The sequence below is a fragment of the Lysobacter sp. M2-1 genome, from assembly GCF_022662495.1.
Classification (GTDB): domain Bacteria; phylum Pseudomonadota; class Gammaproteobacteria; order Xanthomonadales; family Xanthomonadaceae; genus JAKPBU01.
Map to the genome: position 1 here is coordinate 710,684 of NZ_JAKPBU010000001.1, position 13,572 is coordinate 724,255.

At 69.9% G+C, this 13,572-nt stretch carries 10 protein-coding genes and 1 pseudogene; 3 read left to right on the forward strand and 8 right to left on the reverse strand.

The genetic code is table 11. From position 1 onward, the window contains the following. Positions 1 to 35 precede the first annotated feature (35 nt). Together MC375_RS03160 and MC375_RS03165 are read right to left on the reverse strand one after the other, a co-directional pair. Entirely contained in the window at positions 36 to 677 is a 642-nt protein-coding gene (locus MC375_RS03160) for a DUF3106 domain-containing protein (RefSeq protein ID WP_242101821.1), read from the reverse strand. Next, positions 667 to 1,656, reverse strand: coding sequence for a hypothetical protein (locus tag MC375_RS03165; RefSeq protein WP_242101822.1), 990 nt, complete (start codon positions 1,654 to 1,656; stop codon positions 667 to 669). Before MC375_RS03165 ends, MC375_RS03160 begins: the two co-directional genes overlap by 11 nt. 419 nt (positions 1,657 to 2,075) lie before the next feature. Between MC375_RS03165 and MC375_RS03170 the strand changes: the two genes are divergently transcribed. Further along, positions 2,076 to 4,280 carry a primosomal protein N' gene (locus MC375_RS03170; RefSeq protein ID WP_242101823.1) on the forward strand — a complete coding sequence of 735 codons (2,205 nt, stop codon included), beginning with the start codon at positions 2,076 to 2,078 and terminating at the stop codon, positions 4,278 to 4,280. Positions 4,281 to 4,289: 9 nt separating this feature from the next. Here the strand turns inward: MC375_RS03170 and MC375_RS03175 are convergent, their stop codons facing one another. Next, entirely contained in the window at positions 4,290 to 6,764 is a 2,475-nt protein-coding gene (locus MC375_RS03175) for a hypothetical protein (RefSeq protein ID WP_242101825.1), read from the reverse strand. A 26-nt stretch (positions 6,765 to 6,790) separates the two neighbouring features. Then, the gene (locus tag MC375_RS03180) at positions 6,791 to 7,528 is read right to left on the reverse strand and encodes a protein-L-isoaspartate(D-aspartate) O-methyltransferase (RefSeq protein ID WP_242101826.1); all 738 of its coding nucleotides are present in this window, start codon (positions 7,526 to 7,528) and stop codon (positions 6,791 to 6,793) included. 177 nt (positions 7,529 to 7,705) lie between these two features. Here MC375_RS03180 and tal point away from each other — a divergent pair, with 177 nt between their 5' ends. Both tal and MC375_RS03190 read left to right on the forward strand, forming a co-directional pair. After that, positions 7,706 to 8,653 carry a transaldolase gene (tal, locus tag MC375_RS03185; RefSeq protein WP_242101827.1) on the forward strand — a complete coding sequence of 316 codons (948 nt, stop codon included), beginning with the start codon at positions 7,706 to 7,708 and terminating at the stop codon, positions 8,651 to 8,653. A gap of 16 nt (positions 8,654 to 8,669) precedes the next feature. Continuing rightward, a pseudogene (locus MC375_RS03190) lies at positions 8,670 to 9,912 on the forward strand (NAD(P)/FAD-dependent oxidoreductase); the annotation flags it as partial. Positions 9,913 to 9,921: 9 nt separating this feature from the next. Here the strand turns inward: MC375_RS03190 and MC375_RS03195 are convergent. From MC375_RS03195 to rpoH, 4 genes are all read right to left on the reverse strand, one after another. After that, complete coding sequence (locus tag MC375_RS03195; RefSeq protein ID WP_242101829.1) at positions 9,922 to 10,650, reverse strand: NYN domain-containing protein; 729 nt, start codon at positions 10,648 to 10,650, stop codon at positions 9,922 to 9,924. A gap of 75 nt (positions 10,651 to 10,725) precedes the next feature. Then, positions 10,726 to 11,916, reverse strand: a complete 1,191-nt coding sequence (locus MC375_RS03200) for a metallophosphoesterase (protein WP_242101830.1) — start codon at positions 11,914 to 11,916, stop codon at positions 10,726 to 10,728. 78 nt (positions 11,917 to 11,994) lie between these two features. Further along, positions 11,995 to 12,462, reverse strand: coding sequence for a DUF1203 domain-containing protein (locus tag MC375_RS03205; RefSeq protein WP_242101832.1), 468 nt, complete (start codon positions 12,460 to 12,462; stop codon positions 11,995 to 11,997). 145 nt (positions 12,463 to 12,607) lie between these two features. Continuing rightward, entirely contained in the window at positions 12,608 to 13,492 is an 885-nt protein-coding gene (gene rpoH, locus MC375_RS03210; RefSeq protein WP_242101833.1) for an RNA polymerase sigma factor RpoH, read from the reverse strand. Positions 13,493 to 13,572: the final 80 nt, after the last annotated feature.

A 13,572-nucleotide genomic window follows, 5' to 3' on the forward strand; every position in this document is an offset into this window, starting at 1 on the left:
ACCGCAAGCGGTGCGGTGCGGTGCGGTGCCGATGATCAGCGGTCCAGCTGCTCCATCAGCCAGGATCCGCGGTTGGCGGCCGGTACCGCCAGCAGTTCGCTGCGCAGGCGATTGCGCGTCTGCGGCGGTGTGCGCTGGGCCAGCACGCCCAGCGCCTCGCGTTGCTGGGGCGTCATCGCGCGCAGTGCGGACAGCAGCGGCAGGCGCTGCTCGGCCGGCACCTGCATCAGCAGCGGCTGCAGCCGTTGCCAGTGCACTCCGATCCCCGGGCCGAGCAGCCAACCATGCCGCTGGCTCTCGTCCAGCCGCGCGTAACGCGCGCGCAGATCGAGCTGGGCCTGCACCGGTAGTGCGGCGAATGCCCTCGCGGCCGCCTGCAGCTGCGCGCGTTCGCTGACCGGGAGTGCCTGCCAGGCCTGCCACCGCTCGCGGCGCTCGCGGCGCTCGGCTTCACCCAGGGTGTTCCATTCGGCCAGGCGCCGTTCGAACTGCTGCCGCTGCTGCGCCGTCATCGCCTGCAGACTCGCCGCGCGCCGGTACAGCAGGTCGCGCTGCGCGGACGGCAGCGACGCCACCTGTTCCTGCAGCGCGCCGGGCAGCGCCTGCGCGATCACGCCGCCGGTGCAGAGCGAGAGCACAACGACGGCCCAGCCGAGCAGAGTGCGGCTACGGCGCATCGATGCTCTCCGGCGGCTGTGGTGCCGTCGATGGCGCGCTTGTCTCTGCTTCGCCCATCTCCGCCTCCGGATCCGGCGCGCCGATCTCGCCGCCCTGGCTGGCGGCATACCAGGCATAGAAGGCGGGATCGTCCAACGGCGGCGCGAGCGGCCCGGCGGCGAGCACTTCGAAATCTCGCTCGGTGAGCAGTGCCGTCGCCGCGTCGAATCGCGCCGCGGGCGACTGGACCGGCCCGAGCGGCCGTATCCGGATGCCCGGATCGCCGCCTTCACCGCTCCAGCCGGGCGGCCACAGGAAGGTCACGGTCAGGCCGACCCCGCACGCGGCCACGCCCGCCCAAAGCAGTGCGCGCAGGCGCCGGTGCCGTGGCGGCGCGTGTTCCGGTTCGGCTTCCGGAGCCGGCACGTGCAGCGGGCCGATCAGTTCCGGCCGGCGACCCTGCACCGCGGCCTGGCGCAGCCGCGCAAGATGCGCGAGGCGTTCGGCGGGAAGCGCCCGGATCGCCTGCTGTACCGCCTCGGCCAACGCCCGCCAGGCTTCCGGATCGGCGCTACCGTCCTCCCGGTGCGGCAGGGCCTGCCGCAGGGCCAACCGGTAGGTGGGTGGCGCGATGCCCAGGGCCGCGGCGGCGTCGGCGTCGGTAAGACCGGCCACCAGGCGCAGCAATAGCGCCGCGCGCTGGCCCCCACCGATGGGCGCCAGCGCAGCGAACGGCCCCTCCCAGCGTGACGCCGGCGCAGGTGCACGCAGTTTCGGCGAGGCGAGCAGGGTGCGCCAGAACAGCCGCGACCAGTGCGCGAATGGCTGCGCGAGGGCGTGGTCGCGGAACTGGCGCAGGGCGACGGCGAAGGCCTGTTCGGCGCGCAGCGCATCGCCCACCAGCAGCTCGGCGAAGACCGCCCCTCGGCGTTCGATGCCGCGCAGGAAAGCAGTCAGGGCGGCCGGCGCGTCGGCGTCGGACAGGGGGAAATCGGTCATCGGCAGGGCATTCTCACCGCCGCATGATAGCCAGCGCGGCCAGTGCATCGCGCCAAGACCCGGCTAGCGGGAATGGCGCCAGCGAAACCGTTGTACACAGCCGTCACTCCGCTGTCACGGAGCCGCCCGGCTTGTCAAGATGGTGCGCGAACCCGCCGATGTTCCACAGGTAAATGACTGATTGAAAAGGATTATCCGGATTTGGCTGTTTTTTCGCCAATTCGCGTCCGCAGCCAATTTCTAGGCATTTTCGAATCGCGACCGGGATTGCATGCACAGAGTTATCCACATTCGGTGTGGATAAGGCCAAAACTCCTTCACGGCTAACGACTTGCGGCCGTTTCATCGGCGCGCGCACAACAAGCGCGCGCAACTGCGGGTGCGGCGGCGGCGGCGTGACGGCTCGCTAGACTGCGGCGATGTCTGCGTCTGCTCTCGTGCTCAAGGTCGCGTTGCCGCTGCCGCTGCCCTGGCTGTTCGACTACGCGCCGCCGCCCGGCGTCGAGGCCGCGCGCGTATTGCCCGGACAGCGCGTACGGGTGCCGTTGGGGACGCGCGAACTGATTGGCGTGGTCGACAGCCTCGGCGCGGCGGATCCGCATGCGGCCGAGCTCCGGCAGGCGCAGGCGCTCTGCGACGATGTGCCCTTGCTCGATGGTGAGCTGCTGGCTTCGCTACGGTGGCTCGCGCGATACACCCACGCACCCGCGGGCGAGGTGTATGCCACGGCGCTGCCAGCGGCGCTGCGACGCGGCGAGCCGCTGCCCGATACCCGCACCTGGGCGTGGCGTCTGACCGAAGCCGGTGCCACCGCGCTTGCCGGGCTGCGCAAGGGCACGCGTCCGCGCCGGCTGGCCGAGCTGCTGCATTCCGGCGATCGCGACGAGGACGCACTGGACCAGGCCATCGACGACTGGCGCATCGGCGCCCGTGCATTGGCGAAGCGCGGGCTGGTCGAGCGGGTGGCTAGTGTCGTCCAGATGCGTGGGGTGGGCGACTCGCTCGCGTCCGGCTTCGCCCCGAACGCGGAACAGCGCGCCGCCGTCGACGGCATCGATAAGGCGAGCGGTTTCGCCCCGTTCCTGCTCGATGGGGTTACCGGCAGCGGCAAGACCGAGGTCTATCTGCAGTCGATCGCCGCTTGCCTGGCGCGCGGAAGGCAGGCATTGGTCCTGGTGCCCGAGATCGGCCTGACGCCGCAGCTGCTGGCGCGGTTCCGCGCGCGCCTGGGCGTGGCGGTGCACGCCAGCCATTCCGGGCTGAGCGATGGCGAACGCGCACGCGTCTGGACCGCCGCGTGGCGTGGCGAGGCGCGCGTGGTCGTGGGCACGCGTTCGGCGGTGTTCACGCCGCTGCCCGAGGCGGGCCTGATCGTGGTCGACGAGGAGCACGACACCAGCTACAAGCAGCAGGACGGTATCCGTTATCACGCCCGCGATTTCGCCCTGGTGCGCGGCAAGGCGCTGGACGTCGCGGTGGTGCTGGGCAGCGCCACGCCGTCGCTGGAATCCCTGCACAACGCCAATGAGGGCCGGTACCGCCATCTGCGTCTCACCCGCCGCGCGGGCGCGGCCCGACCGCCGCAGGTGCGCGTGGTCGACGTGCGCAAGCGACCGCTGCAGGCGGGGCTGTCGCCGCAGGCGCTGGACGCGATGCGCGCCGCGCTCGACGCCGGCGGCCAAGTGCTGGTGTTCAAGAACCGCCGCGGCTACGCGCCGGTGCTGCTATGCCACGACTGCGGCTGGAGCGCGCAGTGCAGGCGCTGCAGCACGCCCGAGCACGGCCGGCCGATGACCGTGCATGCGGCCGGCCGCCGGCTGCAGTGTCATCACTGCGGCGCGCGTCAGATCCGGCCCGATGCCTGCCCCGACTGCGCCAGCCTGGCGTTGCAGCCGCAGGGCGTGGGCACCGAGCGGCTGGAAGAATTGTTGGCGGAACGGTTCGCGCAGGTCCCCGTGCTGCGGATCGACAGCGCCAGCACCCGACGCAAGGACGCACTGGAGCAGGCGCTGGCCAAGCTCGGCGATACGCCGGGGATCCTCGTCGGCACCCAGATGCTGGCCAAGGGTCACGACCTGGCGAATCTGACCCTGGTCTGCGTGGTCGGGGTGGACGAGGGCCTGTTTTCCGCCGACTTCCGCGCGCGCGAGAAACTCGCGCAGCTGCTGATCCAGGTGGCCGGTCGCGCCGGGCGCGCGGCGCGTGCGGGCGAGGTCCTGCTGCAGACCCACCACCCCGAACACCCGATGCTGCAGACCCTGATCGCCGGCGGCTACCACGCCTTCGCCGATGCCGAGCTGGCCGAACGCGCCGCGGCGGACCTGCCGCCGTTCGCGCACTTGGCCTTGCTGCGCGCGGAGGCCAGACACGCCGACGCGCCGATGGCGTTTCTGCATGCGGCGCGGCAGGCCCTTGCCGGCGAAGACAGCGTGTCGGTCGACGGCCCCTTCCCCGCGCCGATGCCCCGACGCGCCGGCCTGCATCGTGCCCAGCTGCTGCTGTCTTCCGCATCGCGCAGGGCTTTGCAGACGCGACTGGGCCTGGCCATGCCTGCACTGCATGCGCTGCCGGAAGCACGCAGGACCCGCTGGTCGCTGGATGTGGATCCGGTCGACCTGTACTGAACAGGATGACTAGGCAGGGTGCGTGCGAGTCGCCGCCGCGGGTGCACGCCATACCCATGCGGCGAAGGCGTAGAGCGAGATCGCGCACAGCAGGCTCGCGCGCAGACCGATCGCCATGCCCAGCAGCACTGCCGCGAGCGCAGCCACCACCGAGGCGAAGCCATTGAGCGCCCACGCCCACGGCACCCAGTCCGGCGCGGCGCGCGCGACCCGCGAAAGGCCGAGCGGAAACGGCAGGCCCATCGCGAACGCCAGCGGCGCGATGCCGGCCAGGCCCAGCAGCGCGCGCACGGCGACCGGCCAGCCCGCACCGAATGCGAAGCTGGCTTCGAAGGCGAGCAGCTGCCAGGCCAGACCCAGCGCGATCGCGGCGACCGCCCAGCCGGTCGCGCGTGCGATGGCGGCGTCGCTGTCCAGACGCGATAGCCAACGCTGCGCATACAGGCTGCCGAGTCCGGCGCAAAACAGGAATCCAGCCAGGCCGGTTGTTGCGGCGACCAGCGGATGTCCGACCAGCAGAACCAGGCGCGACAGGCTCGCGATCTCCACGATCAGGAACGCCAGCCCCAGGCCGATGAAATAGGCGGCGAGCCGCCATGGGCGCAGCTCCGTCGAAGCCGGGCGGACAGCGCTGCGCCTGAGTGCGAACAACGGCAACACGATCAACAGCAACGCCAGCGGCACGGCCTGCGCCAGCGCCGCCAGGACCAGCACATACCCGGTATCCAGCAACACTGCACCGCCCTGCGCGCGCAGCCGCCACAGCTCCGGCAGGCTGCGCCAGCGGAAGAAGTCGCCGAAGTACGGGCGGTCATCGGTGGCCGGTGCGATCGCGAACTTGTAATCGCGCAGGTAGGCGGACGCGCGTGGCGATACCAGGGTGTGTGCACCCTCGGACAGGTGGTCGCGATCGAGCGCGTTGTAACGGTTGGCTTCGTCCGGCCGCATGCCAGGGAGATACGCGAGGTCGAAACCGTGCGTATCGGCGAAGTTGCGCAAGGCCTGCAGCTCCACGGCTTCGAACGCGCCGCGCTTGATCAGCAGCGTGCTCGCGTCCCAGCCACGGATCATGGCCAGTTGAGCGCCCGGTGTACGTACGCCTTGCGCGCGCAACGCGGCCACCGCGGTGGCGAACAGCTTGAGTTCGTCGCGCGGCGGCTGCTTGGCGTAGCGCGTAAGTGCAAGCAGGCCGCCGGGGCCGAGCCGCGCGTACATGTCGCCCCACGCCTGCACGGTCAGCACGTACTGCTCGGCGGCCGCCTGCGCGCCGGCGCCGCCGCCGGTCAGCGAATCCGTATTGCCCAGCACGATCAGGTCATGGCGCGTGCGCGTGGCTCGTGCCCAGGCGCGCGGTTCGGCCACGTGGGTGCGCACGCGAGAGTCGTGGTAAGGGCGTCCGGCCCATGCATCGAACGTGTCGCGCAACAGCGCCAGACGCTGCGGATCGACTTCGACCACATCGACCCGGTGCGCGCCGAGCGACAGCGCTTGCAGCAGGTCCTGGCCGCCGCCCGCGCCGAGGATCAGGACGGCAGCCCGCGGTCGCATGCGGTACGGCAGGGCCGAGGTCATGCGCTCCAGGTAGGCGAGCGCACCCGGATCGCGGCCGACGCGGACGATCGGGCTGAGCGCATCGCCGTCGGTGAACACGCCCAGCTGCGGCGGTGGCTCCTGCACATTCGACAGACTCAGGCCAGGCGCGTGCCGCAGCGACACCTGTGGGCTCGCCACCACGGCAAGCCAGCCGTACGGCCCATGCCGCTGCGCGATCACGTGTGCACCCGGCAGCAGCAGCGCCTTCGCCAGGCCTTTGAACTCGTTGACCGGCGGAGCGACGGTGCGCGTCGGCAGTACCAGCAGCAGTCCCAGGACCGCGATGGCCGCCGCTGTCATCGCGGTCCGGACCCGCGGAGCGGACACCACCGCGGCGAGCGCGCCGCCCAGCGCTGCCAGCACCAGGCCGCGCTCCACTGGCCACCATGCCAGCCCGGCCGCCGCTAGCGCGCCCATCCCGGCACCGATCAGGTCTGCGCCGTACAGCGCGGGAATCCGCGAGCCGTGACGCGCGAATGCCAGGCCGAAGCAGCTGGCCGCGAACCCGAACGGCAGCGCCAGCACCAGATACAGCGCCGCCAGCCAGCCGAGCTGCTGCGGATTCCAGACCAGTTCCAGGCCATTGAACGGAATCGCGCGCGCCACTGCCAGCGCAGCCATGGACGTCAGTGCAAACAGCAGCGCGCAAACCGGAAACAGCCAGTCGAAGCGTTCGCGCGCGGCCGGCCACAGGCTCAGCCAGGTGCCGCTGGCGCCGTGGCCGAGCAGCGCGAGCGAAATGATCATGGCCGCGAACGGCGACCAGTGCGCCACCGCCAGCCAACGCATCAGCAGCAGCTGGTAAGCCAGGGCCGCGGCGGAGACCAGCGCGATCGCGAATGCGAGCCGCCACGTGGCCCGATGCGCGACGCTGGCGATATTGCCGGGCATGCGCGCGCTACCGCGACCGCCGGAGACTAGTCCGTCGCCCGCGTCAGCGGCACGAACCGCACCGGCATCAGCTGCCGCGAACGCACGCGGCCATCGGCCTGTTTCTCGATCAGCATCAGCGTCTGGGTGAAGAAACTGCCGCCCACCGGGATCACCATGCGCCCACCCGGGCGCAACTGGGCGATGAGCGGCGGCGGCACCGACGAGGCCGCTGCGGTGACCACGATCGCATCGAACGGCGCGTGTTCCTGCCATCCGTAATAGCCGTCGCCGATTCGCGTGTGCACGTTGCGGTAGCCCTGCGCCTGCAGGCGGCGTGCCGCGGCGCGTCCCAACGGCTCGATGATCTCGACCGAATACACCTGCGCGCCGGCTTCGGCCAGCACCGCCGCCTGGTAGCCCGAGCCGGTCCCGATCTCGAGGATCTTCTGATCAGGTTGCGGTTTCGCCAGCGACGTCATCAACGCGACGATATAGGGCTGCGAAATGGTCTGGCCGTAACCGATCGCCAGCGGCCGGTTTTCGTACGCGGCCGCGCGCTGCGCGGCGGGAACGAACACGTGCCGTGGCACCTTCGCCAGCAGATCCAGCGCAGCCGGATCCAGCCGCGGATCGTGCTCCGCACGCAATTCCGCCACCAGCGCGCGTCGCGCGGCGGCGTAGTGATCGGGTGCGCTCTGCGCCCGCGCTGGCGCCACCAGCGCCAACGCAGCGACGCAGCCCCACGCCGCCAACACACTCCGCACGATGCCCGCGCCTCGCATGCCGGCGAGCCTAGTCGCCGGGATGTGACCGTTGCGCAAACGGCCTGCCACGCGCCGCCTTGCAGGAACGGCCGGCATGAGCTGTCCGGTCCCGGAGCGCGACACGACACACGCGATGCTCCAGCGTGGCGGCGACTTGCGCGACAATCGCGTTCCCGCCTCCCACATCCGCACGCCATGCCCAACCAGCTCGAACAACTGCGGCGCCTGTCTTCGGTCGTCGCCGATACCGGCGATATCGAAGCCATTGCCCGTTTCCAGCCGCTCGATGCCACCACCAATCCGTCGCTGCTGCTCAAGGCGGCGGCGCTGCCGGCCTACGCGTCGCTGGTCGACGCGGCCACCGCGCAGGCGCAAGGCACGGGCGACGCGCGACTGGCCGATGCGTCGGACCGGCTGGCGGTCGCCGTCGGCGGCGAGATCCTCAAGCTGATCCCTGGCCGCGTCTCCACCGAAGTCGATGCGCGCCTGAGCTTCGATACCCAAGCCACCATCGCCAAGGCGCAGCGGCTGGTCGAGCTGTACCAGGAGGCGGGGATCGGCACCGAGCGCCTGCTGATCAAGGTGGCCGCGACCTGGGAAGGGATTCGCGCCGCGGAGCGGCTCGAGCGCGACGGTATCCACTGCAACCTGACCCTGCTGTTCTCGTTCGCGCAGGCCGTGGCCTGCGCCGAGGCCGGCGTGTTCCTGATCTCGCCCTTCGTCGGCCGGATCCTCGACTGGCACCTGGCCAACGGCATGGCCAGGCCGGCCACGCCCCAGGACGATCCGGGCGTGCAGTCGGTGCTGCGCATCTGGCGCTACTACAAGCAGCACGGCTACGACACGGTGGTCATGGGCGCCAGCTTCCGCAACACCGGCCAGATCCTGGCGCTGGCCGGCTGCGACCGGTTGACCATTTCGCCCGACCTGCTCGGCGAACTGGCGCAGGCCGAAGGCCAGGTGACGCGCGCCCTGGTGGATGCAGGCGCGCGCGCCACGCCTCCCGCCGCGCTCGCGGAAGCCAGCTTCCGCTGGCAGCACAACGAGGACGCCATGGCCACCGACAAGCTCGCCGATGGCATCCGCAAGTTCGCCGCTGACCAGGTCAAGCTGGAAGAACTGCTGCGCGAACGGATCGGCTGATGCCGGCAGCGGCGATCCGCGGCAAGCGCCAGCACCTGCTGATCGTCGGCGGCGGATTCGGCGGCTTGTGGGCGGCGCGCGCCCTGGCCGACGCGCCTGTGCGCGTCACCCTGCTCGATCGCGGCAACCACCATCTGTTCCAGCCACTGCTGTACCAGGTCGCCACGGCCGGACTGTCGGCGCCGGACATCGCCGCACCCCTGCGTCACATCCTGCGCGGGCAGCAGAACGTCACCGTGCTGATGGGTGAAGCCGAGCGGGTGGACACCGCCGGCCAATGCGTCCGGCTCGCGAACGGCGCGTCGATCGGCTACGACTACCTGCTGCTCGCCACCGGCGCCAACCATGCCTACTTCGGACACGACGAATGGGCGGTGCACGCGCCGGGGCTGAAAACGCTCGACGACGCGCTGCTGATCCGGCGCCGGCTGCTGTCCGCCTTCGAACGTGCCGAAGCCGAAACCGATACCGCGGCGCAACGCGCGCTGCTCAGTTTCGCCATCGTCGGCGGCGGCCCAACCGGCGTGGAGCTGGCCGGCACGCTCGCCGAGATCGCGCGCCATACCCTGCGCCGCGAGTTCCGCAACATCGATCCGCGGCGGGCGCGCGTGCTGTTGATCGAAGCCGGGCCACGGATCCTGTCGACATTCCCCGAATCGCTTTCGCAGCGCGCGCAGCGCCAGCTCGAACGGCTGGGCGTGAGCGTGCATACCGGCCAGCCGGTCACCGCGATCGATGCCGAAGGCGTGACCGTCGGCGAAACGAGCATCGCCGCGCGCACCGTGCTGTGGGCGGCGGGCGTGGCAGCCTCGCCCCTGGCGCAATCGCTGGGGGTGCCGCTGGATCGTGCAGGGCGGGTCGCGGTGGATCCCGATCTGAGCGTGCCCGGGCACCCGCGCATCTTCGTCGCCGGCGATCTGGCCAGCGTGCACAGCGACGGCAAACCGGTGCCCGGCGTCGCGCCAGCGGCCAAGCAGATGGGCAAGCATGTCGCGCGCGCCATCCGTGCGCGCCTGTCCGACCGAGCCGCAACGCCGTTCCGCTACCGCGACTTCGGCAACCTGGCCACCATCGGCCGCCGCGCGGCGATCGTGGATCTGCACGGCCTGCGCTTCTCCGGTTTTCCCGCCTGGGCCTTCTGGCTGGCGGCGCACATCTTCTTCCTGATCGGATTCCGCAATCGCGCGGTAGTGCTGCTGGACTGGGCGGTGGCGTACTGGACCTATCAGCGCAACGCGCGAATCATCGTCGGGCGCTAACCCACCGCGCTAGGTCTTGCGCTTGTCGCGGACCTTGACCACCTGGCCTTCGCGCCGGGTCTCGAACAGTCCGATCGCCTCGACCAGTTGCACCAGTTTGGCGTAACCGTAGTTGCGCGAGTCGAACGACGCCTGGTTGCGCACCTGCTTGCCGACCGCACCGAGGTTGGCCCAGCCGTCGTCGTCGGATTCGGATTCGATCGCGCTGCGCAGCATGTTCACCAGCCGGGTGTCGCTGCGCAACTTCTTCACATCCACCGGCGCGACCTCGGTCGCCTGCGCATTCTCGGCGGCCGGGGGTACGCCCAGCGCCTCGACGTAGGTGAACTGCGAGCAGGCGTTGACGAACGGTTCGGGCGTCTTGGATTCGCCGAAGCCGTAAACCTTGCGCCCGGCGCTGCGCAGCCGCATCACCAGGGGCGTGAAGTCGGCATCGCTGGACACGATGGCGAAGGCCTGCATGCGCTCGGAGGCGAGCAGGTCCATCGCGTCGATCACCATCGCGATGTCCGAGGCGTTCTTGCCCTTGCTGTAGTCGTAAAGCTGGATCGGCTGGATCGCATAGGGATGCAGCATCGCCTCCCATTTCTTCAGGTTGGGCTTAGTCCAGTTGCCGTAGGCGCGCCGCACGTGCGCGGTGCCGTGGCGCGCCACCTCGGCCAGGATCACCTCGATCTTGTCCGCCGGTGCGTTGTCCGCGTCGATCAGCAGCGCGATGCTGTGTTCGAGTTCAGCCATGGCCTGTTCCTGCTGCGATCCGACCCGCTACACGCTCGCACGCCCGTGCCGGATCGTCCAGTCGGGACGCGTCGATCAATGCAACCGCACCGGTGGCCTGCCGTCGGCGTGGACGCGCCAGAGCCGCCCGTCCTCGTATAGCGCGGCCTGCGGCACCTGTGTCTTGTGGTGCACGTCCAGGCGCAGCAGCAGGCCGCGATGTTGCAGGACGATGTCCGGGGCAATCGTGTGGCCGATCGCCAGTCGCCGCACGCCATAGCGGCGCGCGACCTGGCGCAGATGTGCGACCGGATCGTCCTCGAGCTGCGCGTCGGTCTTGGCGAGGCCGCGGTAGCGGGTGACGCCAGCGCGACCCAGTACCGCCTGGACCTGCGCCGGCATCAACACCCGTCGCCTTTCCAGATGCGGACGCGCGAGCGCGTTGGCCGCATCCACCGACAGGTCGGCGCGCAGGAAATCCGCACTGACGCCGCCGTGCGCGAGCAGGTGATCGCCGACGCGCGCGATCACCGGCTTGCTGCGCAGCCATTGGCCGAGCACGGATGCATCGGAAAACATCCGCTTGCTGCCGCCATCGAGTGCCTGCGCGGTGGCGCGCATGCGTTCCGGCCAGGACTCCATATTACCGGCCAGGCCCATCTGCTCGTGGTTGCCCAGGACATAGTGCACGCGGCCGCCGGCGCGTTCGGCTTCGCCTTCCAGCCGATAGACCAGCCACAGCAGCGGCACGACCTGTTCGCCGCGGTCGACCAGATCGCCAACCAGGGCGATGTGGTTGCGTCCGTACGCCCAGTGCAGCCCCGCGTCGATCGCTCCCTGTGCGCGCAGCAGCGCGACGAAGCGGTCGAACTGGCCTTCCATGTCCGAAAGCATCAGCAGCCTGGGCGGATTGCCCGGTTCGTCGGCGCGTTGCGCGCGGGCGGGTGGGCGCAAGGGCACATCGAAGCGGGTGTCCGCCGCATTGCCCACACGTACCGAGATCACAGGCAGCGGATGCGCGGGCATGCGCCGCGTCTGCAGACGCCAGCCGGTGCCGGATGGGACGGTTTCGACCACGGCATAGCCGTGCGCGTCGCGGAACACGTACGGCCCATCCTGCGCCATGCGCGGCCGCTGCATCCACTCCAGCGCGCGTCGCTCCGGATCCCAGCGCAGCAGCACCGTGCCGTTCCAGTCCGGATCGCGGCCACCGAACACCACCGCGGCGAGCACCAGCGCGATCGCCACGAGCGTCAACGATGCCAGCCATTTCAGCGTTCGCAGCATGGCGCTCCACGCCCGGCAGCTGGGTTCAAGCCAGCATAACGACCTGGGTGTCAATGCGCCGCCGTGGCCGCCGCGCGCTCAGACGCGTTCGACCCGGCACGCGTAGCAGCCACGCCGCGCGTTGTGGACGTGCAGATAGTCGATGCGCGCGTCGGCGAAGAAGCGCCCGATGGCCGCTTCCAGTTCGGTGCCCTGCAGAACGTCGGCGTCATGCATCCAGCCCTGCGCGTCGTACGCGCGCACCGACAGCAGGCGTTCGAGCTGCTGTTGCGGCACAGCGTTGCGCAGTTCGCGTGTTTCCATGGCCGCTTCGCGCACGAAGATCGGTCCGTCGGCACGATACGGCGTGTCGGCGTCCTGGTGCCGCCAGTTGAGCAGCAACAGCGATTCTCCCGGCTCCGCGTCTTCCAGCGTGATGCGGCATGGATAGCCGGGTTTGCTGTCGGCGACCATGCGCACGATCCCTCGTGCGGCGAGTTCGGTTTCGTCCAGGCCGAACAGCGGCTGGAAGGGCGCCAGCGGCAGGCCCTTGATGCGGTAGTCCATGTGGGTGCTCCGAATGGGAATGCCCGCAAGTTAGCCAGGCCCACCGGGTGGCGATATCCGATTCCTGCGCTGTCGCGCAGGGAACAGCGGCGCAAAGAAAACGGCCCGGTTGCCCGGGCCGTTTCGTCTTCTGCGTTGCGCGCGATCAGGCCGCGAACAGCGCCTTCATCTTCTTTAGCGCATTGGCCTCGACCTGGCGGATGCGCTCGGCCGACACGCCGTATTCGTCGGCCAGTTCCTGCAGCGTGATCTTGCTGTCGGCGTCCAGCCAGCGGCGCTTGATGATGTCGCGCGAGCGGGCATCGAGCTGCGACAGGCCTTCGCGCAGCAGTTCGAGCTGATGATCTTCGCTGTCGGTACGCTCGTAGGCCTGCGACGGATCTTCCGCGGGCGCGACCAGGTACGCGGCCGGCGACGGCGGGGCATGATCGTCGTCCTCGTCGGCGGGCGCATCGAAGCCGATGTCACGACCGGACAGGCGCGATTCCATTTCCAGCACTTCGCGTTCGGACACGTTGAGGTCCGCGGCGACCGCGCGCACTTCCTCGGCGTTCAGCCAGCCCAGCCGGGTCTTGCTCTTGCGCAGGTTGAAGAACAGCTTGCGCTGCGCCTTGGTGGTGGCGACCTTGACGATGCGCCAGTTCTTGAGGATGAACTCGTGCATCTCGGCACGGATCCAGTGCACCGCGAAGCTGACCAGGCGTACGCCGACCGACGGGTCGAAGCGCTTGACCGCCTTCATCAGGCCAATGTTGCCCTCCTGGATCAGATCGCCCAGCTGCAATCCGTAGCCGCTGTAGCCGCGCGCCACATGCACCACGAAGCGCAGATGCGACAGGACCAGTTCGCGCGCTGCATCGAGGTCTTCCCCGTCGCGGTAACGGCGGGCCAGCGCCTGCTCGTCCTCGACCGACAGCACCGGGATCTGGTGCACGGCGCCGATATAGGCCTCGAGCGAACCCAGGGCACTGGGAATGGGCAGGTTGTTGGCAACCAGGGCGTGGCTTTCGGGCATGGTGGTTTTGCTCATGAAGGTGATTTTAGCAGGCCATCTGTGACTACGGGCCCTGCCAAAAGTTCCCCTGCGTTCTGTTCATGGAACGCTGGGCG

What these genes read in the sequence shown, in the direction of transcription:
- MC375_RS03160 (WP_242101821.1), bottom strand. Translation starts at nt 677, where the DNA reads ATGCGCCGTAGCCGCACTCTGCTCGGCTGGGCCGTCGTTGTGCTCTCG.
- MC375_RS03165 (WP_242101822.1), bottom strand. Translation starts at nt 1,656, where the DNA reads ATGACCGATTTCCCCCTGTCCGACGCCGACGCGCCGGCCGCCCTGACT.
- MC375_RS03170 (WP_242101823.1), top strand. Translation starts at nt 2,076, where the DNA reads ATGTCTGCGTCTGCTCTCGTGCTCAAGGTCGCGTTGCCGCTGCCGCTG.
- MC375_RS03175 (WP_242101825.1), bottom strand. Translation starts at nt 6,764, where the DNA reads ATGCCCGGCAATATCGCCAGCGTCGCGCATCGGGCCACGTGGCGGCTC.
- MC375_RS03180 (WP_242101826.1), bottom strand. Translation starts at nt 7,528, where the DNA reads ATGCGAGGCGCGGGCATCGTGCGGAGTGTGTTGGCGGCGTGGGGCTGC.
- tal (WP_242101827.1), top strand. Translation starts at nt 7,706, where the DNA reads ATGCCCAACCAGCTCGAACAACTGCGGCGCCTGTCTTCGGTCGTCGCC.
- MC375_RS03195 (WP_242101829.1), bottom strand. Translation starts at nt 10,650, where the DNA reads ATGGCTGAACTCGAACACAGCATCGCGCTGCTGATCGACGCGGACAAC.
- MC375_RS03200 (WP_242101830.1), bottom strand. Translation starts at nt 11,916, where the DNA reads ATGCTGCGAACGCTGAAATGGCTGGCATCGTTGACGCTCGTGGCGATC.
- MC375_RS03205 (WP_242101832.1), bottom strand. Translation starts at nt 12,462, where the DNA reads ATGGACTACCGCATCAAGGGCCTGCCGCTGGCGCCCTTCCAGCCGCTG.
- rpoH (WP_242101833.1), bottom strand. Translation starts at nt 13,492, where the DNA reads ATGAGCAAAACCACCATGCCCGAAAGCCACGCCCTGGTTGCCAACAAC.